This is a genomic window from Myroides sp., from assembly GCF_032073645.1.
GTDB classification, from domain to species: Bacteria; Bacteroidota; Bacteroidia; order Flavobacteriales; family Flavobacteriaceae; genus Flavobacterium; species Flavobacterium odoratimimum.
Window position 1 is genome coordinate 12,907 of the sequence record NZ_DAMANB010000027.1, and the last position, 24,142, is coordinate 37,048.

Sequence of the window (24,142 nt, forward strand, 5' to 3'; positions counted from 1 at the left end):
CTGTCGTTAAAAGACAGGTTTTTTTATAGTAGCACTTGAATAATTTGTATTTTTAAAACAAAAAATGAGAACTAATTATTTTAAGTGCCTCTTCACTATTTTTATCGTTACCTTAGTTATGGACTCGTTTGCACAAGATAGAGTTGTTATCCATGAGCATACCCCTAAGTCTGCTTTGATATGTGCTAGGTCCAATACAGATACTGTTGAATTCACGCATAACAAACAGTTTAAACCTGCTGCTTCTCGTGTGAGTGCTGATCAGTTATCTATAAACTTTTCTAAGCACTTCTATCAAGCTTTTCCTGATAAGAAGGTGAGTAATAATATTAGCCTTGTTTTTGAATTAACCATTGAGAAAGACGGCTCTATTAATGGAGTCAGTGTATTGCGCAGTAACTTTACATCAGAAGAGAACGATAAGTTAAAAGAGATCATTTATACGATAACAGCAGATACGTGGATTCCAGCTTTTTATAAAGGAGAGAAGATTACTTCACAGTATACGTTACCAATTATATTATTAGCAGATGTTAATGAAATTTAGTGTCAATGTGATGTAGGGGCTTTTTTGTTATAGTTATAAGAGATATCTTAGTTAACTGTTAATAAAAAGCACAATATAATATTCAATGCAGCGACAACTAAAGTAATACTAACACTTGTATCTACTACCTTACTTTGGTTAGGAGGAGGGATGCATAAAGTGGTAGCAAATAGCCTATCGAATGAAGTATCTTCTCTGACAGATAAGAAGCACGCTAAGTATCCAGGTCATTTTATGAATGATTTCGTAAAAGCCTTTTATAAGAATAACCAAGAGATAGCGACAGAAGAGACAGAGCTTAGTTTCACTATTAATTTTACAGTAACAGAGTCAGGACAGGTAGATAATATTACTGTGCCTGGTATTACAGACTCATCTATATCAGAGGAGGTTGTACGTACAGTGTAGTCTCTAAAGAAGTGGAAGCCTGCTACAGAGGATAAAACAGCAATAGCATCACGATATTCGGTACCTTTTTATATTAATTTATCGGATGTTAAATCTGGTAATAGTAAGCCAGTATATTATGCAAAGAAAGAGGATAGCTTATATCAGATGGCGACTTATCCAGGTGGTATAGACGCTTTTTGGAAAGAGTATAATAAGAAAAGAGGGCCCAATGGAGAAGCTAATTTTGTTGGGGATAGACTGAAATACACAATTACGGTGACTATCGAGAAGGATGGCACAATGACAAGTCCTCAAGTTAAAGGAGTTGATAATGATAGACATCAACAGAACGTGTCAGAGGAGTTTATGAATATAGTAGGAAAGATGACCAAATGGTTCCCAGCTATGTATGATGGCAAACCGATTCGTAGTAAAATGAACTTTACATTTACCAATAATGTATCCATATTAGAAGTATAACGAAATCAAAGAAGAGGGCATATCGCTCTCTTTTTTTGTTTATCTTGAACTTGCTAAAAAAGAAAACAGAATGATACATAGAATCTTAAGACTAGTGTTTGTTTTTACCTTGTTTGTATTAGGTACTCAGTATAGTGTAGCTCAGAGAAAAAATAAAAAGTCAAAGAATAAACACACAACAGAAGTTGTTACAACACCTCAAGATACGATAGCTACGTATCAAGGAGATTTTAAAGAAGACTTCTTAAGGGCATTCTTTAAGGAGAGTGGTAAGATTGTATTTAATGGAGCAGAATTTAAGTTTGTTCTTAGTTTGTTATTGACTGATACAGGAGAGGTGAATGAAGTCATCGTTCTTGGTGTAGATAATAGCAATGTCAAGGAAAGAATGAAGACGATTGCGATGAGTGTAGGAACTTGGAATCCTGAGGTAAAAGAAGGAAAGCATGTCAAATCTCAAGTAACAATCCCTTTCGTTATTAAGCAGAGTGACTTTATTATGACTCCTGCAGATTTAAATAAGTTATTAGAGAAAAATAAAGAGTAAACGATCTGTTGGTATAGAACTATATCTCTGAAGAATGTAAACCTATTGATTTTTTATTGGTGTAATAATATCTCTGTAGTAAGTCCTTTATTTTTATACGAATTTATGGACTTACTACAGAGTCATTTAATAGAAGATTACCTTGCTGAGATTTCTATAAGTTGATCTCATATAAGACATGCTCTACTAGAGGATGGTCTTTAGGAACTACTGGGTGATTAAAGTTCTTTACATAAGACATTCCTATTTTCTCCATTACATTATACGAACGCTTATTCTGTGTCGTAGTGAATGAATAGATCTTATCTAACCCTAAAGTTTCTTTACCAAAGGCTAGACACGCTTTAGCAGCCTCTGTAGCATAACCTTTACCCCAGAACTGTGGTAGCATACGCCATCCTATCTCTACTCCTGGAGCGAAGTCCACATCAAAGGTAATATCTAATAACCCGACAAACCCAATAAAGCTTCCACTGCTCTTTTCCTCTACAGCGAAGAATGCATATCCTTGAGTATCTATTTTACTCTTCATATTGTTATATGCCTGTGTAGATTCCTCAGCTGTTTTCTTGTCTAAGAAGAATTCCATTACTTGATCATTCTGATTCATAGCTATAAAGTCAGCTAGATCACTTTCTTTGTATTGACGAATCAGTAGTCTATCTGTTTCTATAAATACCTTCATTGTTTTATTTATTTTATTGTTTGTAGAAGAGTAATACTATAGGTTAATCTCTTCACGTACCTTTTTAGTTAAGCTGTTGAATACTAAATCATACGAATGATCTATTAATTCTTTTAATAGAGGCCACTGTACAGAACCTCCTAAGTGTACACTGTTCCAGTGTTTTTTGCTCATGTGGTACCCAGGTGTGATTTCACTATAATCAGCACGTAATTCTTCTGCACGTTCAGGATCACACTTCAGATTGATAAAACAGTTCCCTTGTTCCCATTTCGTTAGGTTTAGGAGTAAGTATATTTTACCTCCCACCTTGAATGTCAGGGTTTCTTCATCAAAAGGGAAGTCCTCTACTGTCCCTTTTTTGTTTAGGCAGTAGTCATAGAGTATATGTACATCCATAGTTATAGTGGTGTTTTACCGAGTTGTATAAGTTCTTTGCGAGATAGAGTATCGTAGACTAAATCATAAGAGTGGTCTATCCATTCTTTGATTTGATCAGGTGTAAATCTACCTCTGAGATATACCGTATTCCAGTGTTTCTTGTTCATGGTATATCCATAAGTAATATCTTCATATTCCTCCCTTAATTCAGTTGCAAGTTGAGGTTCACATTTGAGGATAATATTACGATCACCCTGTTCCCAAAAGTGCATGGCAATCATAGCAAATATCTTTCCACCAACTTGGAATGTCATTAAGTTTTCGTCAAATGGAAAACCACTTGTAGCGTAAGGTCTAGAAGAACAATAGTCGTATAATTCATCTAGTTCCATAGTTTATATGATTTTATATAATACAGGTTTACTAGGACTAGCATCATTGACAAAAGAAGCTAGTTGTATATTCAGAAAATAGAACCCATCCTTTACCTCATCATCCACATATATCATTTCTGAAATGGTAGCTTCTAGTCTTGCATCATCGTTCAGATGGCGAGTATCTGTTACATTCCAGAACGCCTTATGAGCGAGTAGTTGCCCGCCATCTTCTTCTCTGTCTACACTTGGCAGATCTATAAGTAGATGATCTATACCTTGTTCTCTTAAGAAGGTAGCAGCCTCAGCACATAAGTAAGGAGGATTGGTATGAGAGTATTTTCTATGTTTTTTGTTTAGCTCATTAGGCGTAGTACGTATGATAATCGCTTTTTGATGATTAGCAGTCCATGCCTTTTTTACCTGTGCTAATGTGATTACACAGTCTCCATCTTGTTGTACTTCTGGAGAGATAGTCACAAGTTGAGCAAAGAAGAAATATTCTTTTAAGCTCTCATTGACATTGTAGAAGTCATACGTGATATGTCCTAGACACTCTGTATGAGTCCCATGCCCATGAGGGTTGAAGGCGATATTATTAAAGTTAGTCGAAGACTTTCCTTCGCTTACTTTTCCTACCCAGTCTTCTACGACTACAGGAGATATCTCAGGCTTATCTAGATACCATGCGATAGGGTTATCGTCAGTATTGATAAGCGGGATAGAGATATCTATCGGCTTAGAGAAGTCGATTTGATAGTCTGTATCTGAATAGGTTATCGTTGCTTTCATTGTTTTATTTCAAATCTAAATAAAATAAATCAGATGCAATACCATCACTTAAGAATTTTCCCTTATTTGTGATTGTAAGGATATCACTTTCTTTATGCATGAGTTCCTCTTCTAAGAAAGGAGTGCTAAGTTTGACTAGATAATCGTGATAAGTCTTACCGAACTCTCTTTCTACACGAGTTAGGTCTACTCCCCATATTGTTCTCAGTCCTGTCATGATATACTCATTATATCGATCCGTCAGGTTGAGCTCTTCTATTTCTCTAGGTAGTTTATCTTCTGAAATATCTTTGATATAAAGGCTGTTATTCGCTATATTCCAACTTCTGTGTACTCCGTCAAAGCTATGTGCTGAAGGACCAATACCCAAGTATTTTTTACCTAACCAATACGCTGAGTTATTCTTAGAATAATACCCCGGTTTAGCGAAGTTAGACAGTTCATAGTGGATATACCCATTCGATTTTAGAGTCTCTATTAACAGCATAAAATGTTGATGAGCCACTTCTTCTTCAGGACTAGGGATAACCCCTTTTTTGATTAGCTTATTTAAGGCTGTACGCTCCTCTACAGTTAGCGCATAGCACGATATATGAGGAATACCAAGGTCTAATATACGCTGTACATTAGATAGCCATCGTTCATTGCTCATATTCGGAATACCGTATATTAGGTCTATTGAGATATTGTCAAAGAGACTTGTAGCTATCTCTAGACATTCGATAGCCTCTGTAGAGTTATGAGCTCTATTCATCATCTTCAGATCATCTTCATAGAATGACTGAATACCAATACTTAATCGGTTCACTTTAGATGCCGCTAATTTGTATAAGGTAGCTTTATCTAGATCATCAGGATTCGCCTCTAATGTGATTTCAGGATTCTCATTAACCTCAAATAAATTATAGATTGTCTGTATTAGGTCATTAATCTCATCTACCTCCAAAATACTAGGCGTACCACCACCGAAATATATTGTCTCAATGATTTCCCCATCTAGTTCATTTTGGCGCAGTGCTATCTCATGTTTTAGACCTGCTAGCATTTGCTCTTTCTTCTTTAATGAAGTAGAGAAGTGAAAGTCACAGTAGTGACACGCTTGTTTACAGAACGGAATATGTATATAGATACCTGCCATTATTTCTTTACTCTATTTTGGTTTTGTTTTACGAATGCATCCCAGCCACTATAACTTTTAGTAGCCAATGTTCGCCCACTATTAAAGAAGTGACAGACAGCCGCTGCTAGTCCATCCGTACTATCTAGATTCTTAGGTAGTTCTTTAAGCCCAGGTAATAGTTGTTGTAGCATCTTTGCTACCTGTTCCTTACTAGCATTACCACTACCTGTGATCGCCATCTTTATTTTTTTAGGTTCATACTCCGTCACAGGGATATCGCGAGACAGTGCTGCAGCCATTGCTACTCCTTGAGCACGTCCTAGCTTTAGCATAGACTGAGGGTTCTTACCTAAGAACGGAGCTTCGATAGCAATCTCATCAGGATGAAAGGTTTCAATTAATTCAATAGTTCTATCAAATATCAATCTTAGACGAGTATATCTATCCTCGTACTTAGCTAATAGCAATTCATTCAGCTGAAGGAATTCCATCTTTTTATTCACCACCTTGATCACGCCGAATCCCATGATCGTTGTTCCTGGGTCTATACCTAATATGATTCTATCTACTGTCAATCTATTCTTGTTTTTAATATCTATGCAAAGATGATACGAAATCCACACTACTCCAAAAAACTGTTCAGTTTTGCTATAAACCTTAGCAACATAGCTTTTGTATAGGAGCTGTAGTCACTTTTTTGCACTAGATACACTATCACACTAAAAATATCGTTTACTTTGTAGCAATGAAGATACTATCTGACAAAACTAAGCAATATCTCGTACTTCTAATTAAAATATTAGTAGTAAGCGCTGCTTTTTATTACATCTATAATCAGCTGTCAAATGATGAGACATTGGACTTCCATATTTTAGGAGAAGTGGTGAGTGAGCCTAAGAATTACCTCGCTATTGCTGCGTTGATGTTCTTGACATTCTCTAACCGTTTTGTAGAGATTCTGAAGTGGCAAAACCTTTCTTCATTAATTAAACCAGTTTCAGTAGGACAAGCTGCTAAGCAAGTATTGAGTGCTTTGACACTTGGAATATTTACCCCAAATGGAATAGGAGAGTACGCTGGTAAGGCACTTTATTTTGAGAAGAAAGATGCCCCTCGTGTTATATTCTTGAATATGGTGTGTAACGGGGTGCAGGTGATCTACGCTATTGTTTTTGGATTGATCGGATTGACTATTCTGAATCAGTTCCATGAGATTATCCCCAATACGTATCTGTACATTGTATACGCTGTGATAGCAGTTGTATTTACGTTGTTATTCTCTATCAGAAACTTCGCTATAAAAGGCTATTCTATACAGACTATTCTCAATTTATTAAATGAGATACCAAAGAAGAAACACCGTAAGAATCTGTTCTTAGCCCTACTTCGCTATGCATCGTTTACCCATCAGTATGTGATTTTGTATTATCTATTTGGTGTAGATATACCTTATTTTGAGCTCTTATGTGCAGTATCCGCTATTTATCTGATGGCATCTTCTCTGCCTAACTTTCAGTTTCTAGAGTTTGCCGTTAAAGGGAGTATTGCCATGTTTATCTTCACTGCTTTAGATGTCAATCAGTGGGTTGTCGCTTTAGTTGCTACCTTGATATGGCTACTGAATATCGTGTTGCCGATCAGTATCGGAAGTTACTTTGTATTGACATTTAAAGTAAAAAAATAGATAACAACAGCAGAGATATAGTAAAATATTACTGTTTACTTAAGACAACAGGTACCACGAATTGACTCTTCACAGGAACACCTCTTTTTAGAGCAGGATGTACTGTAGTGAAATCTTGACTTTGTTTGTGTAAGATATCATCTATTGTTTTAGTCAATCCTTTTAGGCTATCAGGGATCTCGTATAGCTGAAAGTCTATTTTAGAATTCGCTTGTACAGTCACCAGTATTTTGAGAGTATCCAGTTGATCGAAGTTACCTTGAATAGTATCCGCATTTAATCTTAACTGTAGATTTTGGGTAACATATGAAAAGAAACAATCCTTTTTAGCTTGATTATCTGTCAGAGAATCACATGATTCTACGGACGGATAAGTATCTACCTTACTCCAGTCTATCTTCTCTAATTCCTCCTTTAATAAAGCCTCTTCGTCTAGCTGATAATTCGCTTTATTCTGACAACCTAGTAATACTATCGATAAGAAAATTGAAAAGAGTAATTTTTTCATAGCTTGGATTATTGTATCTTTAATTCTCAAAAATACAAAAAATACAGATGGAATATGTACTATTATTGATTAGCATCTTATTATTAGCAGGAGGACTTATCGGAAGTATTCTACCTGCGCTCCCAGGATTACCTTTGAGTTGGGTAGGCATTCTATGTCTATATTTGACTAAGGGAGTAGAGATGGATCATCCTATTCTGTGGGTTAGCTTTGTGGTGATGATAGCGATTTCCATTTTAGATTATATCATTCCCGCACAAGGCACCAAGAAATTTGGAGGGAGTAAGTACGGCGTATGGGGAACCAATATCGGACTCGTAGTCGGCATATTTGCACCTATTCCATTAGGGTTTATTATAGGCCCTTTTATCGGAGCTTTAGTAGGAGAGTTGATTTATAATAGCAAAGAAAAAGGTAGAGCATTAAGAGCAGCTACAGGCTCACTGATTGGTTTTTTAGTTTCTACTTTTATGAAAGTAGTAGTCTCTATCATCTTTATAGGTTTAGGGATAAAGATTATTTGGAATAACGCCTCAGTGTGGTTCTAAGATAATCATCAATTATTTTTCCAAAAGCAATGTTATACTGACGAAGGAAGCATCCCATACTATAAGAATTCTTGTATGAGATCTTTCCTACCGTCAAGGTGACACGCTAAGCGTATATAGCAACACATTGCGTCTACTACTAAGTATTTGAACTTAGTACTACTGTTCTATTTTTACTTTGAATGTTTCTCTCCATGCACTTGATACCTGAGTCTTGATTTCAGAATTAGTGATGCGTACTTTTAGCTCATCATTAAAACGGACATTTACATCATTTGCGTATTCGTCGAAGTTATTGACACGTACATTCATACTACCATCTGCATTTAGAGGTACTAATCCATAGCTTGTATTAGCACTAGGAGTGAAGTTAGTAGGAGTATTCGCTTGTGCAGGAGTGATGATAGAAATATCTTTAAATACTATCACAACTAGGCATGCAGCTATTACTGTAAGTATAGCTTTAGTGTATAAATCAACTTTCATAATATTTTTTTTAATAGTTAACTAGTTGAAATATACAAAAATAAGCGTTCTGAATCTAGACTATCTTTTATTTTTTACTTCCTAACAACGGTTTTTCTATAAAAGTAATTCCGATACCTAATAAGATAATAGCACCTCCTAATATCATCTGTACAGTGATTTGCTCATCTAAGAATACCCAAGCAAGTATAGCCGCTAGCAACGCCTGGCTTAGCAAACTCAGCGATACACGAGTAGCTCGCATATGCTGAGTAGAGTAGCTGATTAATAACCAAGCTAACAATTGACAGATAATACCTTGTATCACTAGCGTCACCCATCCCTCTATAGACCATCCCGTAAAAGGCGAACCTGCTATTAGATTCACTATCGCTAAGAACACTGAAGAGACCACTAAGCTATATGTCATAAATGGGATAACTCCTACTGTAGAAAGCACCTTTTTACTCATCAAGATATAACAGGCATACAATATCCCTGACAATATCCCGAAGGCAAAAGGCAGGTCAAAAGAGAAATCCATAAATACCTCTACTCCGATAAGGACTACCATCCCTAGAATAGCAAATACTGTACCTATCCAGAAGTTAGACGTAGGCTTAGTACTTAAGAATAAATAACTACCTACACCCACCCATACAGGAGCGAGGTTAGTCAGTAATGTAGCCTGTGTCGCAGAAGACCCTTGTATCGCATAGTTCCATACAGCGATATCAGACCCGAAGAAGATTCCACATAGCACGATCAAGATCATTGTTTTAGCATCATATAGCTTGATCTGTTTCGTAAAGATAGCATAAGGCACTACGAATACTGCTGCTATAGCCATACGATAGAAGGCAGATACCAGACTCGGAGTCAAGTTTAACTTCACAATCACAGGGAATATAGAGATACATATTATTCCGATAAACAATGCTATACGTGGTTTATTAGCCATAATGGGTCTGTTTTTTACTAGTTGCAAAGTAACACTTTTCTTTTGCTAGTTTCTCTGTTTTTTAACAAAGGTCATTAGAATATGAGTTAGATTGTTGTGATTAGAGAAAGGGGTTTAACTTTTTCTTCTTACATTTAGTTCTGATAACACATATAGAAGCCCCCAACTCTATATTACTTAAACTCGAGAAGAGAATGAATAAAGAACTTTGGGCAAAGATAGAAGCGTTCCAACTAGATAAATGGACAGATGAGTATGGGTTCGTATTGCGCTTAGCGAAAGAGAACTTATGGACTAAGCATTTTACAGAATCAGCTATATTAGAATACAAGAAGTTTATGTATCTCGCTGCCACTTGTAATCAGATGGTCTCACCATCAGATATTGTCGATATCGTATGGCATCAGCACCTTATCTTCACACAGAGCTATAATCGCTTCTGTAAGCTGTTAGGAAAGGATATACAGCATATCCCTTCTACACATAACCGTACAGAGATAGACAAATTCAGAGAAGCAAAAGAACAGACCACCACCCTCTATACTAAAGCATTCGAAGAACAACCTAAAGAGATATGGGAGTATCGCACGATGTATGACAGCCTTCGATTAAAGAAATCTAAGCTAAGTGATAATGGACTATTAGGGATATCAGTAGTACTTGTTATAGCACTCTCTATTATTTTATTTTATCCCTTGCGTGCTATTTATCGAGAGATTAGTAGTGAAGTATTCTTACCATTCTGTATAATCATCTTTATTGGGTTATATATATTTATGGTTCGCCATTGTAAGACTAGGATTCAAGAGATTATTACAGATAGTAGTTACGAGTCATTTATCTTTAATCTACATCCGTATGAAGTGATGTATCTAAAGAATAGAGGAGTTAGTGAAGGTGTGATAGGAACATTTCACGAATTGATAGAACAGAAGAATTTAAAGCTAGATCCTAAAGGTAGGATTAGATTGATACAGAGTCGTATTGTGAAAAACCGTGAACAGGCCACTGTACTAAAAGGTATTGAAGAGACTGATATAAGAGATTATGAGGATCTTGTGAATATGCTGAAGACTAAACCCGTCTTTATGAATAACAAGATTGTTATAGATGCACTGTTTAGTTATATCCGTAACTCAAATAAGATTAATCAGTTGATTATTCAACTACTTGTTACATTAGGTGGAATGTCTTTTTTAGCATTTATGCGTATAGTTATTGGTATTAGTAGAGATAAGCCTGTGTTTCTTATTTCTATACTGACTATAGTGATGGTGGTAACTACCATCTCTACCATAAGTGCAGTATCATCTAGTTTAATCGAAAAAGGTGTTTTAGCCTATTATCAGTTAAGAATTATCCCTAAGAAAGCAAAAGGAAACAACTGGCAGTGGTCTTATGTAGAGGGAGGTATGGCAGCTCTAGGAGCAGCTCTAACTACCACAGTTATATTATCGAAGTAAGCATAATAATGTATTTGATTCTAGCAATAGTTGGGGTACAGACTCTAGTAGCTCTAGTAGTAGCTCTCATAACACCTGTAGTAGCGACTCTGGTAGTTCATGCGGTAGCTCATGTGGTAGTAGCTGTGGAGGTTGCGGAGGCGGAGGTGATTAGAGATAATCTATTCAACGACATCCCACATCCATTCAACCTCATCGTAGGGCTGTATTACATACAGCCGACAATATATAGCCACACAGCATACCACGTCTATTCGACACCATCGTAGGGCTGTATTACATACAGCCGACAACGTTTAGCCACACAACGTATCACAGATTATAAACATAAACACCTCATACTGAATTAATTATTTTATAATGTTAAATAAATAATTATTTTTTGTTTAAAATGTTAAAATATATTTGAATATATGTATATATTAGCATTTTGAAAATTATTATTGCTGTGAAAAAGAATCTTTCATTGTCTGAAAGATAGAGGTACTATTAGTTTAGACTCGTTTGATTATCGTAAGTTTGTTATCTAATGTTCATATAGTAAGTGTAAGTGATAAGATTAATTATTTGAACATTTGAAAAGCCAAAAGGGTATATCCTTTTAGCTTTTTTGTTTCTTAATAAATGCAACTTAAGCCTACTATCTCCCTAACTCCACAAATGAATTGGACTATCGTCATGATGACAATCTGTATGGATAAAGAAAGATGGTATCAACACATTTAGACATAATGTATTGTTTTTACCTACCCATGGGGTGTTCCCTGTTTATCGGTTCCCCGTTCCCCGATATCCGTTCCCCAATTCCCATCACTTTATCACGATAACATTGAATAGCTGTTGTAGCATCTTGCGAAAGTGCTGTCCATATCTATCCTCTATCTCAGTAGGAGAGAGTGAGGTAGTGATATGTATGCGAGGGTACGTCTGATCAAAGCGTTGCTCATAGTGACTCTCGATGATATTCGTAACTACTTCACAAGCGTACCCGTAGTGTTTTGCTACTTGTTCTTTGCCTAGGTTATCTAGACAGAATGGTTTTGCATTGATGTTTTCGTATCGCGTAGTCGTCTCGAATCCTCTCTGCATAAAATCATGCGAGAGTGAGCGACACGTCTTGATATCATACTGTTTCTTTCTCGAGAAAAAAGGTTTGACCAGCTGCATCACAGCAGTCTTTCCACTACTAGGAGCCCCCATGATGAGCAAACCTTTATCTAGCGATAAATCTAATTTCTCTAGTGTAGCGTGATCTTCTATGGCATAGATAAGCACTTTGTACAGTGCATCTTTGTGAAACGGATTAATGATAAACTCTTCTCCATATAATTTTTTTCCTCTTTCGAGGATATAAGATAAGCAGGTATTAAAATCATACTGCTTCGTTCTCTCAACCAAATCGTATGTGTCTTCTAAACTAGTTTTATAGCGCTTCATCATATTTTGAAATTGTTGAATTATTTATATTTATATGTTTTTGTTTATTGTTTATTGTTTATTGTTTTATATATGTGTCCCACTACTAGTCCACGACTTGTCCCACTTTCGGGACAAGTGCTGACCTCCTCTAGTGTCCCACTTTCGGGACAAGTAGTGGACTGGTGCACTGTACCATTTTTTGGACTAGACGTATCAGACTTAGCCTTCTTTATTTTCTTGTGTCGCTCTACGATATCCAGAGTATAGATGATCTTCATCACAGAGTTGCTATAGCTAGACGTAGACGGTGTATAGACTATCCATCCCCAGTCCACCATCTCTTGGAGACACTTACTGTACGTAGTCTTGCTCCCGATTTTGCTCAGGCTCATCAGTTCAGGACGATTGATAATAAATGTTTCTGTAAAATGGTTGAGGTTCCACTGTTGGAATAAGGCGATGTATAAGCTAACATGGGGTGGTTTTACAGCAGGATTATCCTTTAGTAGTTCGAACCAAAAGTTGAGATGCTTGATGTAATTGATGTTTTTCATATTGTCTTTTTTAAGTTGATAAATAGCTTTAGAATAGTATCAAATTTAAAAAAGAGAATCCATTTAAAAATATACTTTATAAACAAAGTTTCGATTACAAGGGGTTTTGGTTTTAGGTAGTTTATAAATGGTTACAATACCTTATTTAATCAGTTATAAGGCTTGTTTTACTAGAAGAAATAAAAGGATAAATACCGTTCAAAAACGGATTAATGTAACTATTCAAATATTGTCAAAAGCGAGAGAAGTGCATTTGTATTCGAAACATTGTTCTTGTTTCGTTACGTGGTTCAATAAATGGACTAGAGCTGGACTTATCTGCTCTTTTTGACCGCTTATGCTATCTTGTGCCCTAATTATAAACCCATCAAAAAAGTAAAATGTTATGAGAAGAAAACCAACGAGATTTTGTATTTACCCAAAAGATGTTATGCTTATCACGGGTAAGAGTTATTCGACGTCCCTAAGACTGCTGCGAAAGATCAAGACAGTCTACCGCAAACCTAAGGAAGCTTATGTCAGCTACACGGAGTTCTGTGAGTATACGAATCTAGATGAACAAGAGGTGCTAGAGGCGATCAGTAGGTACTAAGAGACGGCTATAGCGATGTAGAAGAGAGCCTATATCGCTATTTTTTTGTGTGATGAGGTGTAGATGGTTCAGATCAACTATTGATGAAGTAAGGAGATGGTTCGGATAGAGATTTACTATAGTTCGGTAAAACACCTTCTAATCCAAGTAATCACTGCTACTCTCCGAATAGTTTCCGAACGAGATAAAAATGAAGTCTTGCTGTGATTTGATTATCAGTGTGTTGTTTTAGTTTCAGTCAGGCATACTGAGGCAAAAAGGGATTTTAGAGTCATTATCTCCATATCGGTTCATTAATAGGCATAGCGCATCGCTCCACCTAGAGATAGGGGAAATGAGAATTAGGAAGGATTAGGCTATCCCAATGCAGGTATCATAGGAGTAGATGAGGTACATGTACACGCAGTGGACTTCTTCTTTCTAAAAAAGTAGTTGGTTCTCGTAAATCCATCAACAACGTTACTATTGATATGAATCAACTCATATTCTTTACTGTCTAGATAGTTCATCACATCTATAACTGAATTAAAAATCATAGGTGTACCATCGTCATTCTTGAGTTGCTTATTATTCGCCTTTTGTCCATAGTCTATGTTGGCATAGTGTTTACTTGATAGAGGAGTTCCAGATACGGTTACCTCTAGATAAGTAGCCGTGATCTCCGATAGAGGTGTGTCACTGACCTTCTGGCCATAAGATATCGTACAGAATAGTGCGGCGATAAGTAGGATAAACTTATTCATAGTTGTGTTTGATTATGTATGTAAAGCTAAAGATAGGCTATATTAGGGATAGAAGTGTGTGTTAGTCTTAATTAATTTAAGAGTACATACTGAGAATGTTGAACTACGATATAATAAATAGGGGATATCACAGTTAATTAGGTATTGCTAAAAAGAAATAAAAACACAGTGCTAAATCGCACGTAACAAATTGTTTATGAAAAAGAAAATACTACTAGTGTCTACTGTGCTTACACTACTGACTATTGCTGATATCACCGCTCAAGTGAAGAAGGATAACACTCCTCCTAATCGCGATCAGACTACCAAGAGCTATAGTAAGGAGGCTACTCCTGTGCGCTCTCGCATCAGTATCGAGCAGCTATCTCGTAATCTGACCAAAGTCTTTAAGGAGAAATTTCCTACTAATACTGTGGATTATGACCGCTCAGTTATCTTTGACTTTATGATAGAGCCTGACGGTACTGCATCTTATATCGAGGTAGTGCGCAGTGACTTCGACAAGGAAATGGAAGTCCACCTTATCCAATTAATCGATAAAGTAACCATGAATGCCTGGGAACCTGCCTCTCTAAAAGGTAAGAAAATCCCGATGCAATACACCGTGAAGCTATACGTGATGAAGGGAAATTAGTTTTAATGAGGAATAATGTACGTCTTGTATATCAAAGTAGAGACGGATTATCATCCGTGTCATATAATGTATGTCCACCTGTCATAGACGGATATTGTTTATTGATGCGTCTTGTATATCAAAGTAGAGACGAATAATCATCCGTGTCACATAATGTATGTCCACCTGCCATAGACAGATATTGTTTATTGATACGTCTTGTATATCAAAGTATAGACGGATTATTATCCGTGTCACATAATGTATGTCCACATGTGATAGACAGATATTGTTTATTGATGCGTCTTGTATATCAAAGTAGAGACGGATTATCATCCGTGTCACATAATGTATGCCTACATGTGATAGACAGATATTGTTTATTCCTCATTGATATGCCTTGCAATATTTTGTGTCTACCGCAATGCGTTGACATCTTTCTTTATCCATGTAGTATGTCATCTTGACGATAGGAAAGGTCTCACTTGTATTGCATAATGAACACAGTCTATAGAATAGTATGTTTGTTATAGACTTTACTTTATAGTTATTTGAATATTAGTAATTAATATATTTTTGACTCTCAGCTATGTACCTTCCCTAAATAAAAGAGGGGTTTTACGGAATACCGTAAAACATGTAGATATTTTGTTCTTATTTTTAAATATTCGAAATAAACTATATTAAATATGGAAAACAAAACAATAACTATTGACTTAAGTAATAGTTCTAATGCAAAAAGCTTTGAGAAAGAAAATGTAATCCATAGTAAAGCTTGGGAGAATGTAATGAAATTTATTTCTAAGATTCAAGAAGAGTATAAAGAGAATGATGATGAAGGATTGACCTATAAGCATAATACAATAACGATATTAGGAACTAGGGGTAGTGGTAAAACATCCTTTTTATTATCAATACAAAAAGAGCTTAAAAAGAATAAGGCTTTGTTGCCTTTGAATATAGTTGATCCTACTTTAGTAGAGGAGAAAGGACATGTGTTTTTAAATGTTATATCTAGTATCTGTGATGAAGTCAAAGAGGTGTTTGACAAGAATGATTGCACCTTAGATAAAGACCTTAAGCAGGAAAGAAAAGATTGGAAAGAATCTCTAGGTAAGTTAGCTAAAGGTCTTCCTTCTATAGATGGTATAGGAAGTTCTAGTATGGGGGATTGGTCAGATGCAGAGCATGTGATGAATAAGGAGTTATCATCAATTGGGGCAGCACGTAAGTTGGCAAAGAATTTCTCTGATTTTATTAAACTGTCTTTAAAAATATCGGAGAAAGAACATTTTGTGCTGTTCTTCGATGATATTGATGTAGATTCAACGAAAGGATATGCAGTATTAGAGACTATTCGTAAATATTTTGTTACTGATCAGCTGATTACTATACTTAGTGGTGATTTAAAGCTTTATAATACATTGATTCGCGATAAGAAGTGGAGTAATTTTAGTGACAAATTAATTACTTATGAATGCTCAACAAGTTATAGAACAGAAGAAGAATCTAGGGTGAATATGCAGAAATATACTGATTTAGTTACAGATTTGACTTCTCAGTATTTGGTTAAAATTATGCAACCAAAGTATCGTATCCATCTTAAGACGTTGTATGATTATTATAAAACGGAGTCTGAAATATTTATAAAGCAAGTTGGTGAAGATGAGTTGTTGTCTCTAAAAACTTTTTTAGAGATGGTATTTAAACAGTTTGGAATTAACAGTCCTTTACAGCGAGCTACATTTATAGAGTTCTTATTGAGTCAACCCTTGCGTACAGTTGTTCATTTTTTAGCACCTTTTGAACATGGTAATGCGGATAGAAGTGATAATGCTAATTTAGTGGGGGTATTTTTATCAGATTTATATGAAAAACATGTAGATGTAAATATTCTACAGGATTCCTCTGTTTATTTTATTCCAACTATTTTAGATGTACTAGTAAGAGAAGGTAAACTGAAGGATTCGTATCAGTTAATACCGACTACATTAGATAATAGTTTTAATGCTGTGTTGTTTAGTAGTAGTTTGTTGTTTTCTGATCATATTGATAGAGGGAATAGATATCTAATCTTTGAGTACTTTTATAAGATTGCTTATTTGAGAAACTTTGTACAGGGAGAGAAGGAGTATGTAATATTGAATAACATCATTAAGAATTCAAAGTTGCTTTCTGATAGTGTATTTAGAGATAGTTCTAATCAGTTGCAATGTAGCCTCTATGGGGAATTTATCAATAAAAAAGATGTTAATGATTTAGGAGTTATTCCGTTATACGGATTGGCGAAGAGAAGAAAAAAAGGAAAGGAAGAATCTGAATATAGAATAGATTATGTATTAAGTGATCAAAGTATTCTTAAACAGACATTAGGATATATCCCTTGTTTTATCGGGCAATTCTCTTATAAGCAACCTTCTAAAGTTTTCTACTCTATAGTTTCGCTATTTTCTACTATTGGAGAACTAATGAAACGTTATGAAATAGGGGTATTAAACGAAACAAATTTTATTACTACAATGATTGAGTTGAGTCAAGTTAGATACTATAGTGTTGATGAATCTAATATGAATAATGACTTATTTGATGCTGAATATAATAATACTCATGATTTAGAAGATTATATAGGGTATAGTGAATTAGAATTTGAATGGGATAATGAATTAGATTTGTTTTATAAATGCATGAAAGATTGGTTTGAGAAGAAACAGCTTGAAGGAGTCCCTTCATATATTTTAGGTAAAATATTTACGCGTTTTTATAATTCATTAAAAGGGATAAGACATGAAGGTAATAGTTTAGGAGAAATTTTTGAATTGCAAATAGTAGCGTTCTTTAATGCAGTAATTATTGAAGATGTTAGAGAGAATGGACTAGATTCAGTAAGCTTGAATATTAATAATGTCTCTGCTAGTACTGATTTATTTGAATTTAATATTAAGAAGATTATTGGCTGGGGAAAGAATAATCCGAATGAATATGAAGAGAAATTAGCTTTATCTAAATGGTTCTTATCTTGTCCATTATTATTAGCTTATGTAGATGAAGAATTACTCGAATTGATTAGTAAGTTTTTAGGATTGGATAATGAATCCTTTTTACATGAAGTTGATAAATATGCTGTTCTAGCTGCTTTAAAGGAAGTATTGCCTGATGGAGGTAAGGGATATCTTAACGTAAATTATGATGACAGTGGAGTGGATTTTGAAAAGGTATATCAATTAATTAAGCCTCATATACAGAGAGATAATTTTATTAGAAGGTATGAGAGAGTTAGTTATCGTGTTCCTACTGTAGAGAAGTTTTTTGAAGAGTTTAGTATAGTAAACGAGCTTAGCATGTTAGTAGGTGTACTTAGCATTTCTGAAGAGAAAGAGTTGATTAAGTATTGTGTTGATAGATTTAAGGAGGATAGAAACAATGCTTAATAAGGATCAAGTATGATAAAGTATTTATTTAATAATACGGAAGCTTTTGATGATCTATGTGAGGGTAAATTTGTGGAAATAGAACAGATTAAGCGGTCTGTATTATTAGAGTTACGTAAAAATAATGTACGTAAGCCTGATCATTTGTATAGGCTACAGATGGAAGATAGAAAAGCTTATTTTGAATCTTATTGTACTTTACTTTCGGATGGTTTAGGTGATCTAAGTAATGAGTTATTAGAGCTACGTGATAATCGTCTTTATGTGAATAAAGAAATGTTCTTTAAGTGGGAGGAGACGATTACATTTATCCCTCCAGGTATTCTAATAGCTTCTAAGTTGAGCAGATTATTTATTATAGATAGAGAGAAGTTATGGAAAGAGTATATTTTGCCTAATACAAAATATACGATGTTGCTTTCTCCACATTTGATACAGTTGGAAAAAAAAGTGAAGGAATGGGGAGGATTAGATGAGTTACATATTCACCTTAATGGCAGTTTAGAAGCAGATAAGGTATGGCAGGATTTTATACAGTATCCTTTTGAAATAAGCAAAAACTTAGAAAAGGTAAATGGAAAAGAAAAACCTCTTGAACAATTTAGTCAGGAGGGGCTTTTCTTTACCCCTAAGAAAGTATTTGAATACTTAACTCTTGCTAAAGCACTAAGAAATGAACTATACGAATATCTAATGGCAATTAAAGGAGTAGGGAAGTATACAAAGTCATGTGATAGTTTGTGGTCTGATGTATTTATAAATCAAGATAAGATGTGTACGAAGGTAGGTCATCCCTATCAAGGTATTTTTGACGGTAGTAGTGATATTAAGGAAGAGAACTATGCTTCTTTAGAATGTCTAATGTTGACGGAGTTATTTATCGAATTAAGGAATGGGAATGAGTGTGTCGCTAAATTATTATATTCTTATTTATTAGTTTATAGTTTAAGTAATAGATTATTAGTGCATCAGCTACACCAGAATGGCTTTGAACAGTTTCAGAAGATTACATTAAATGAATTAAGAGAATTTAGTGAAAGTAGTTTTAATAGACGTTTTTACCAGTTTGCGGGTAATGATCTTAATTATTTAAAATTTATTGAAGGTAGGGTGTCTCCTAAAGATACTGATAATGCATGGTACCAATCTGTAAGTAAAATAAATAAAGGTTGGAGTGGTTTTGAGAAACAATCTGCAGTACAATCAGATTTATGCCTAATAGCTCACTTTATAAAAGAAAAGGAAAAGGAAAAAGACAGGGATGATTATGTTAGATATTATGGTTTAAGAAAGAAATTATTTAAAAAAGGGCATGCACTTAGAAGTGCGATGATTAACGATACAAAATTTAAAGAACAAATGGTAGGGGTGGATGCAGCATCAAGTGAGTTTGATACCCCTCCCGAAGTTTTTGGTCCAGTATTCAGAATGATGCGTAATTCGGGTATTAAACACTTTACCTATCATGCAGGAGAAGATTTTTATCACATAGTTACAGGTATTAGGGCTGTTTATGAAGCTATTTTGTTTTGTGAATTGACTCATGGAGATCGTATAGGACATGCTGTTGCGTTGGGGTTAGATGCTGTTTATTGGGGAGGTATTGTAGGAGATAAGATACTAATGCGTAGCGGAGATTATCTTGATGACCTTGTTTTTTTGTCGTATGTGATTAAAAAGTATGAAATTGAGTCTCTGTATTCTAAACTAAATTTAATTAAAAACAAAGCAGAGTCACTGTATTTTGAGATTTATGGCAATTATTTACCTATAGAAATAATTATAGAAGGATGGAAGGTTAGAGGTTATTGTCCTATACATTTTGGTTTTCATGGGGAATCTATAGAATCATATATTATACCTTTAGATGATGAGAGAGAGTTAGTTGATAATCTTAAAAAAACAATTTCTAAAGAGGTAAGAACTATCTATGAGGACTATCATAATAAGGAATATGATGCAAAGTATAATAAAAAACTAGAGGTTCAAATAGATGAGTTTCTATCGTTAGGTGGAGTAAGCACAGTGCAGAAAGCTGTTCTTAGGATGATGAATAGAAATGAGATTGTTATTGAAACACTACCTATGAGTAATGTTCGTATAGGTTTCCATCAAAACTTCGGAACCTATCATTTGTGGAATTGGGTTAAGTGGAAAAAAGAAGGAGAGGGAGTACCTCCAATAGTCATTGGAAGTGATGATACAGGCATTTTTGCAACTAACATTTATAACGAATACGCTAATGTGTACTTAATGTTTATTCAACATTGTAAGCTGTCACATACAGAAGCAATAATGTTATTAGAGGAGTTTAAACGTAATGGTGATGTTTACAAATTTAATTAATTTAAGTATTTGTAGAACCTCATTTTGAGATAGTAGAAATGATGTTTTTGATTATAAGAAAACAAAAGAGGTAGAACTAGTTTTAGGAGAAAGTTTAAATATAGATTATTGGGTTGATAGTTCTTTAAATGTTAGTATTAATAGAAGATTCTATCTAAATTTTAAACATAATAAAAAAAACGAGACCACTGGTCTCGTTTTTTATTATCGGTGTCCTAGGATGCTTTTAAGATAGGTGTTACCTTTCTCTTTAGCTTCGCGTAGTTTTATTTCTTCCTCAGTGAGGATGACCTCTTCTTTTATCCATACGCGTTCGATGTACTTCTGTAGATAGACGAAGTAGTTAATCGCTTTTAGCATACGTCTGCGCGTAGATACTTCTAAGAAAAATACATCTGCCTCTGGGCTGATCTCACGTTGGTAATACAGCTGTATGTACGGCTTGCCTTTTGGGTCAGGGTCTTGCTCTAGCTCGTAGTGGAAGTACTCGTATTGGTTCTCTCCATTTTTGCCTTTGCCGAGGTAGTTCTGTATCGTGATACGTGGAGCATGACCTGCAGCTCTGTCCTCTAGTCTGAATCTCCACTGCTGTCCACAGTAGTATATCGTAGAGTCTTCCTTCTCATAGTATCGCTGACCTAGTCGCTGTACGACAGGGCGCTTCATGATATCGTTAAAGTTGGCTACGGTGATGATCTTCTGTTTCTTATTATAGATACCGATCATATCACTGTATTCTACTAATAGTTTCTCCCATTCGATGGTCAGCGATTCGGCTATGCTGGTATTCACCATCGGTTGCCAAGTCTGATCTAGCTCCGTAGGGTATCTATAGAAGGTCTGTAAGGCGTAGTCTTTAGAGAATGGCAGTAGAGATTTTTTTTTCTCTATGGTAACTAGCATAGCATATAGGTCTTGGTACTGGAAGTACACAGATGTAGTATACGAGTTCCCATTCGTAAATGAGATACGCTTATACATATCTTCTTCTGCATAGTCTATGACGATCTCTTCTCCAGTAGGGATATGATCTTGATTAAAGATGCTACCACCTGCTAGCTTCATTAGGTTGTCTAGGTTCACCTCCTTATTCGCAAACGCAAATGGGTACTTCTCATCTGCATAGGCAGGATTAGGCGTTTCTAGTAGAATGGATTGGTTCTGAGCGAATGATTGTAAAATAGCATCAGTACGCAACCAATTCGCCCAAGAATATATGGTATCATCTAGTTCCTCTCGTGTATATAAGAATTCTGGTTTGATCAAATGGAATAGGACTGTAGGCTCTGCTACGTCTCGTTCTAAGTCATGGTTTAGCAAGAAGTCTATCTCTATGCGATCTTTCATACTGAAGCGATAGTCGTCTACACCATAGTCTGTATTGATAAACAGTCTAGCGCGTATGGTACCTCCTACGATAAGTTCTCCATGATTATAATCACCCCAGAATACCTCTGCTACTCTTAGATTTCTTTTGACATAGATACCTTGTCCTCCTACTGCTATATTATTAGTAGTAAGGCTACCTAGTACGACTAGTCCTGTAGAAATCTCTGTATTAGCATTGAAAATTTGGGGTACAGTAAGATTGCCATTTATAAGAATAAACGGGATAAGGTCATCAGTATAATGTTGGGCAGAGATGGTATCTAGGTTTAGCGGGTCTTCCCACTGCTGGTGCCCTTCGTAATATAAGATCGGCAAGTCTAGATTCTCATGCTTATACCAACAGTCCTCTGGTAATAAGTGCTTTATCTCTGCTAGAGGGATAAACTTCATAATCGGTGAATTAGTAATGTTTTATTATAACAAAAGTAAGTAATTATTGGCTCTATCGTTAGATGAAGATAGGAATTATCTTCATCATTTTCTAATGAAAGTAATGATAATAAGTACAATGATTGAAAATAGGGTTTAAAGAGTTTTTTTAGTTGTTAATTAGTTGATTAATAGTTGGTAAAATATTTTTTTAAAGAAGAATTTGACTACTTGTCGGTTAGAAGTAGTGTGTGAAATATTTGAATAGTATAATTAATTGTTCTGATATATGTGATGAGTGTTATTATTTGTTCTCTGTTAGAGGCTTTCTTTTCGTTAAAATTCTATCAATTAGAGAGGTTTGTTTAAAAATTATGCAATTGATATGTGTCATATTTGATTTGTTTTAGTTAATAAAAAGTGAATTTTGTTAATTTGTAATTAAGATTATTTATTTAAAAAAGTTATGAAGAGAATTTTATTTTTATTTCTAGGTCTATCATTATTAGCCTCGTGTAGTAGCGATGATAATGCTGTGGTAGATGATGAAAAATTGGGTGAGTTAGTCGTAAAAATTGAACAGAAGAATTACTATGTAGGTGATAAGGTATCTATAAAGGTAGAAAGCCAAAAAGGGGAAGAAGTGAAAGGTGCTAGAATCTTCATCAATGAGACACAGGTGAATGCACTATATGAGTTTATGAAACCAGGTGATTTTAAAGTAGTAGCGAAGAAGGCAGGGTATACTTCTAGCAAGGCTGTAGATATTAAAGTGAAAGCTTATGTAAATATAAATCTATCGGTAAAGGAGAGCAAGTTAATCGTAGGAAACAAAATCGTATTCGACGTATTAAATGATTCTAAAGAGACTGTAGCTGCTAAAATATACCATGTAGAGAGTGGAACAGAGATAGAGGGAGCTGAATATACTCCGACAGAGGTAGGTGTGTACACTTTCGTAGCAAGAGGTGGCGAAGGCTATAAGGAGAGTAATAAGGTCACTGTAGAGGTGTTAGCTGACACGAGTTACTTCTGGATAGGGGGTAAAAATTATGAGATTCATGAGTTAACCTTTGACGTAAGCCAGTATAAGTATAAATCTGGGGTTAAAGACAGAGTGTATCTCTTAAATGGAAAAACGATGAATGCTGTAGAAATCAATGTTTGGAATATAAATGGAGAAGCTGCTAATAACATGAGTATTACAGTTTGGATTCCAAACCCGACGATTAAATTGAACAGTAAGAATCAAATTACTGATTTTGGTCAACGTGTTTCTTTAAGTGATTCAAGTGATTGGATCGTAAGAAGTGTGTTTTTGATGTTAGAAGGGGAAGATGCCCAATCATATGAAGTGAATGAAGATCGATTGACTGATATTACATTAAAAACGAAAGGATTAGTAATACCAAATAATGGGGTTGGTGCTGGAAAGAAAGGTGTTGAGAGTCAAGGGGTATTTGATTTTAAAGCCTTCGGTGATAAGGAGATGAAGTTATTATTTAATGGGTATTTTACTACAACAGAAGCTGTTAAGAAATTCTAAGAGAGTAACGTTATAGAAAGAAGAATTGTTTACATTTTTTTTAAAGGGAAGAAGAGCCTTACTGTTTTATACTAGTAAGGCTTTTCTGTATCTACTAGTTTAGATGTAGATCTGATGTAAGAAGTGGCGTATAGTGTCCCACTATATGCGACCATAAGTGACTAGAATAGGTCATGTGTGGTCAAAAAAGTCATGATT

At 35.1% G+C, this 24,142-nt stretch carries 24 protein-coding genes; 11 read left to right on the plus strand and 13 right to left on the minus strand.

Annotation, left to right across the window (positions count from 1 at the left end):
- Positions 1-64: 64 nt before the first annotated feature.
- The 4 genes from RT228_RS16000 (at position 65) to RT228_RS16015 (ending at position 1,964) form a co-directional block, all read left to right on the plus strand.
- A complete protein-coding gene (locus RT228_RS16000) occupies positions 65-547 on the plus strand; it encodes a hypothetical protein (RefSeq protein ID WP_313138773.1) in 483 nt (160 codons plus the stop codon).
- Positions 548-697: 150 nt separating this feature from the next.
- Positions 698-955 (plus strand): hypothetical protein, encoded by a 258-nt coding sequence (locus tag RT228_RS16005; protein WP_313138774.1) that lies wholly within the window; start codon positions 698-700, stop codon positions 953-955.
- Between the two features lie 147 nt (positions 956-1,102).
- Positions 1,103-1,417: an energy transducer TonB gene (locus tag RT228_RS16010; protein WP_006266202.1), complete on the plus strand. Its 315-nt coding sequence runs from the start codon at positions 1,103-1,105 to the stop codon at positions 1,415-1,417.
- Between the two features lie 70 nt (positions 1,418-1,487).
- Complete coding sequence (locus RT228_RS16015; RefSeq protein ID WP_006266203.1) at positions 1,488-1,964, plus strand: hypothetical protein; 477 nt, start codon at positions 1,488-1,490, stop codon at positions 1,962-1,964.
- A 154-nt stretch (positions 1,965-2,118) separates the two neighbouring features.
- On the opposite strand, the gene RT228_RS16020 is transcribed toward RT228_RS16015, so the two are convergent.
- Genes RT228_RS16020 through ruvC form a run of 6 tightly spaced genes read right to left on the minus strand, consistent with a single transcriptional unit; the run spans position 2,119 to position 5,891 of the window.
- On the minus strand, positions 2,119-2,649 hold the full coding sequence (locus RT228_RS16020; RefSeq protein WP_313138775.1) for a GNAT family N-acetyltransferase: 531 nt from the start codon (positions 2,647-2,649) through the stop codon (positions 2,119-2,121).
- 36 nt (positions 2,650-2,685) lie between these two features.
- Complete coding sequence (locus tag RT228_RS16025; RefSeq protein ID WP_006266205.1) at positions 2,686-3,048, minus strand: MmcQ/YjbR family DNA-binding protein; 363 nt, start codon at positions 3,046-3,048, stop codon at positions 2,686-2,688.
- A gap of 2 nt (positions 3,049-3,050) precedes the next feature.
- Positions 3,051-3,422, minus strand: a complete 372-nt coding sequence (locus tag RT228_RS16030; protein WP_006266206.1) for an MmcQ/YjbR family DNA-binding protein — start codon at positions 3,420-3,422, stop codon at positions 3,051-3,053.
- Between the two features lie 3 nt (positions 3,423-3,425).
- Entirely contained in the window at positions 3,426-4,196 is a 771-nt protein-coding gene (locus tag RT228_RS16035) for a cyclase family protein (RefSeq protein ID WP_313138776.1), read from the minus strand.
- 4 nt (positions 4,197-4,200) lie between these two features.
- Positions 4,201-5,334 carry a radical SAM family heme chaperone HemW gene (gene hemW, locus RT228_RS16040; RefSeq protein ID WP_313138777.1) on the minus strand — a complete coding sequence of 378 codons (1,134 nt, stop codon included), beginning with the start codon at positions 5,332-5,334 and terminating at the stop codon, positions 4,201-4,203.
- On the minus strand, positions 5,334-5,891 hold the full coding sequence (gene ruvC / locus RT228_RS16045) for a crossover junction endodeoxyribonuclease RuvC (protein ID WP_313138778.1): 558 nt from the start codon (positions 5,889-5,891) through the stop codon (positions 5,334-5,336). The genes hemW and ruvC overlap by 1 nt, the downstream gene beginning before the upstream one ends.
- A gap of 170 nt (positions 5,892-6,061) precedes the next feature.
- Here ruvC and RT228_RS16050 point away from each other — a divergent pair, with 170 nt between their 5' ends.
- Positions 6,062-7,000: a hypothetical protein gene (locus tag RT228_RS16050; protein WP_313138779.1), complete on the plus strand. Its 939-nt coding sequence runs from the start codon at positions 6,062-6,064 to the stop codon at positions 6,998-7,000.
- Between the two features lie 28 nt (positions 7,001-7,028).
- On the opposite strand, the gene RT228_RS16055 is transcribed toward RT228_RS16050, so the two are convergent.
- Entirely contained in the window at positions 7,029-7,508 is a 480-nt protein-coding gene (locus RT228_RS16055) for a hypothetical protein (RefSeq protein WP_006257567.1), read from the minus strand.
- Between the two features lie 47 nt (positions 7,509-7,555).
- Here RT228_RS16055 and RT228_RS16060 point away from each other — a divergent pair, with 47 nt between their 5' ends.
- Positions 7,556-8,056, plus strand: a complete 501-nt coding sequence (locus RT228_RS16060) for a DUF456 domain-containing protein (RefSeq protein WP_253114876.1) — start codon at positions 7,556-7,558, stop codon at positions 8,054-8,056.
- Positions 8,057-8,215: 159 nt separating this feature from the next.
- Here RT228_RS16060 and RT228_RS16065 read toward each other — a convergent pair whose 3' ends face one another.
- A complete protein-coding gene (locus RT228_RS16065) occupies positions 8,216-8,542 on the minus strand; it encodes a hypothetical protein (protein ID WP_313138780.1) in 327 nt (108 codons plus the stop codon).
- A 67-nt stretch (positions 8,543-8,609) separates the two neighbouring features.
- Positions 8,610-9,482, minus strand: a complete 873-nt coding sequence (locus tag RT228_RS16070) for a DMT family transporter (protein ID WP_313138781.1) — start codon at positions 9,480-9,482, stop codon at positions 8,610-8,612.
- 194 nt (positions 9,483-9,676) lie between these two features.
- On the opposite strand from RT228_RS16070, the gene RT228_RS16075 reads away from it, so the two are divergent.
- Positions 9,677-10,945: a DUF1399 domain-containing protein gene (locus RT228_RS16075; protein WP_313138782.1), complete on the plus strand. Its 1,269-nt coding sequence runs from the start codon at positions 9,677-9,679 to the stop codon at positions 10,943-10,945.
- 810 nt (positions 10,946-11,755) lie between these two features.
- Here RT228_RS16075 and RT228_RS16080 read toward each other — a convergent pair.
- From RT228_RS16080 to RT228_RS16090, 3 genes are all read right to left on the minus strand, one after another.
- Positions 11,756-12,385, minus strand: a complete 630-nt coding sequence (locus tag RT228_RS16080; RefSeq protein WP_313138783.1) for a hypothetical protein — start codon at positions 12,383-12,385, stop codon at positions 11,756-11,758.
- A gap of 41 nt (positions 12,386-12,426) precedes the next feature.
- A complete protein-coding gene (locus tag RT228_RS16085) occupies positions 12,427-12,918 on the minus strand; it encodes a hypothetical protein (RefSeq protein WP_313138785.1) in 492 nt (163 codons plus the stop codon).
- Positions 12,919-13,866: 948 nt separating this feature from the next.
- On the minus strand, positions 13,867-14,253 hold the full coding sequence (locus RT228_RS16090) for a hypothetical protein (RefSeq protein WP_313138786.1): 387 nt from the start codon (positions 14,251-14,253) through the stop codon (positions 13,867-13,869).
- Positions 14,254-14,449: 196 nt separating this feature from the next.
- Between RT228_RS16090 and RT228_RS16095 the strand changes: the two genes are divergently transcribed.
- The 3 genes from RT228_RS16095 (at position 14,450) to RT228_RS16105 (ending at position 20,640) form a co-directional block, all read left to right on the plus strand.
- Positions 14,450-14,887 carry a hypothetical protein gene (locus tag RT228_RS16095; protein ID WP_313138788.1) on the plus strand — a complete coding sequence of 146 codons (438 nt, stop codon included), beginning with the start codon at positions 14,450-14,452 and terminating at the stop codon, positions 14,885-14,887.
- Between the two features lie 668 nt (positions 14,888-15,555).
- The gene (locus RT228_RS16100; protein ID WP_313138790.1) at positions 15,556-18,294 is read left to right on the plus strand and encodes a P-loop NTPase fold protein; all 2,739 of its coding nucleotides are present in this window, start codon (positions 15,556-15,558) and stop codon (positions 18,292-18,294) included.
- A gap of 12 nt (positions 18,295-18,306) precedes the next feature.
- Positions 18,307-20,640: a hypothetical protein gene (locus RT228_RS16105; RefSeq protein WP_313138792.1), complete on the plus strand. Its 2,334-nt coding sequence runs from the start codon at positions 18,307-18,309 to the stop codon at positions 20,638-20,640.
- 204 nt (positions 20,641-20,844) lie between these two features.
- Here the strand turns inward: RT228_RS16105 and RT228_RS16110 are convergent, their stop codons facing one another.
- Entirely contained in the window at positions 20,845-22,419 is a 1,575-nt protein-coding gene (locus RT228_RS16110) for a hypothetical protein (protein ID WP_313138794.1), read from the minus strand.
- A 445-nt stretch (positions 22,420-22,864) separates the two neighbouring features.
- On the opposite strand from RT228_RS16110, the gene RT228_RS16115 reads away from it, so the two are divergent.
- The gene (locus tag RT228_RS16115) at positions 22,865-23,944 is read left to right on the plus strand and encodes a hypothetical protein (RefSeq protein WP_286399832.1); all 1,080 of its coding nucleotides are present in this window, start codon (positions 22,865-22,867) and stop codon (positions 23,942-23,944) included.
- Positions 23,945-24,142 lie beyond the last annotated feature (198 nt).

What these genes read in the sequence shown, in the direction of transcription:
- RT228_RS16075 (WP_313138782.1), top strand. Translation starts at nt 9,677, where the DNA reads ATGAATAAAGAACTTTGGGCAAAGATAGAAGCGTTCCAACTAGATAAA.
- RT228_RS16020 (WP_313138775.1), bottom strand. Translation starts at nt 2,649, where the DNA reads ATGAAGGTATTTATAGAAACAGATAGACTACTGATTCGTCAATACAAA.
- hemW (WP_313138777.1), bottom strand. Translation starts at nt 5,334, where the DNA reads ATGGCAGGTATCTATATACATATTCCGTTCTGTAAACAAGCGTGTCAC.
- RT228_RS16000 (WP_313138773.1), top strand. Translation starts at nt 65, where the DNA reads ATGAGAACTAATTATTTTAAGTGCCTCTTCACTATTTTTATCGTTACC.
- RT228_RS16100 (WP_313138790.1), top strand. Translation starts at nt 15,556, where the DNA reads ATGGAAAACAAAACAATAACTATTGACTTAAGTAATAGTTCTAATGCA.
- RT228_RS16015 (WP_006266203.1), top strand. Translation starts at nt 1,488, where the DNA reads ATGATACATAGAATCTTAAGACTAGTGTTTGTTTTTACCTTGTTTGTA.
- RT228_RS16025 (WP_006266205.1), bottom strand. Translation starts at nt 3,048, where the DNA reads ATGGATGTACATATACTCTATGACTACTGCCTAAACAAAAAAGGGACA.
- RT228_RS16090 (WP_313138786.1), bottom strand. Translation starts at nt 14,253, where the DNA reads ATGAATAAGTTTATCCTACTTATCGCCGCACTATTCTGTACGATATCT.
- RT228_RS16070 (WP_313138781.1), bottom strand. Translation starts at nt 9,482, where the DNA reads ATGGCTAATAAACCACGTATAGCATTGTTTATCGGAATAATATGTATC.
- RT228_RS16085 (WP_313138785.1), bottom strand. Translation starts at nt 12,918, where the DNA reads ATGAAAAACATCAATTACATCAAGCATCTCAACTTTTGGTTCGAACTA.
- RT228_RS16050 (WP_313138779.1), top strand. Translation starts at nt 6,062, where the DNA reads ATGAAGATACTATCTGACAAAACTAAGCAATATCTCGTACTTCTAATT.
- RT228_RS16030 (WP_006266206.1), bottom strand. Translation starts at nt 3,422, where the DNA reads ATGGAACTAGATGAATTATACGACTATTGTTCTTCTAGACCTTACGCT.
- RT228_RS16055 (WP_006257567.1), bottom strand. Translation starts at nt 7,508, where the DNA reads ATGAAAAAATTACTCTTTTCAATTTTCTTATCGATAGTATTACTAGGT.
- RT228_RS16095 (WP_313138788.1), top strand. Translation starts at nt 14,450, where the DNA reads ATGAAAAAGAAAATACTACTAGTGTCTACTGTGCTTACACTACTGACT.
- RT228_RS16035 (WP_313138776.1), bottom strand. Translation starts at nt 4,196, where the DNA reads ATGAAAGCAACGATAACCTATTCAGATACAGACTATCAAATCGACTTC.
- RT228_RS16010 (WP_006266202.1), top strand. Translation starts at nt 1,103, where the DNA reads ATGGCGACTTATCCAGGTGGTATAGACGCTTTTTGGAAAGAGTATAAT.
- RT228_RS16115 (WP_286399832.1), top strand. Translation starts at nt 22,865, where the DNA reads ATGAAGAGAATTTTATTTTTATTTCTAGGTCTATCATTATTAGCCTCG.
- RT228_RS16060 (WP_253114876.1), top strand. Translation starts at nt 7,556, where the DNA reads ATGGAATATGTACTATTATTGATTAGCATCTTATTATTAGCAGGAGGA.
- RT228_RS16105 (WP_313138792.1), top strand. Translation starts at nt 18,307, where the DNA reads ATGATAAAGTATTTATTTAATAATACGGAAGCTTTTGATGATCTATGT.
- RT228_RS16065 (WP_313138780.1), bottom strand. Translation starts at nt 8,542, where the DNA reads ATGAAAGTTGATTTATACACTAAAGCTATACTTACAGTAATAGCTGCA.
- RT228_RS16080 (WP_313138783.1), bottom strand. Translation starts at nt 12,385, where the DNA reads ATGATGAAGCGCTATAAAACTAGTTTAGAAGACACATACGATTTGGTT.
- RT228_RS16110 (WP_313138794.1), bottom strand. Translation starts at nt 22,419, where the DNA reads ATGAAGTTTATCCCTCTAGCAGAGATAAAGCACTTATTACCAGAGGAC.
- RT228_RS16005 (WP_313138774.1), top strand. Translation starts at nt 698, where the DNA reads ATGCATAAAGTGGTAGCAAATAGCCTATCGAATGAAGTATCTTCTCTG.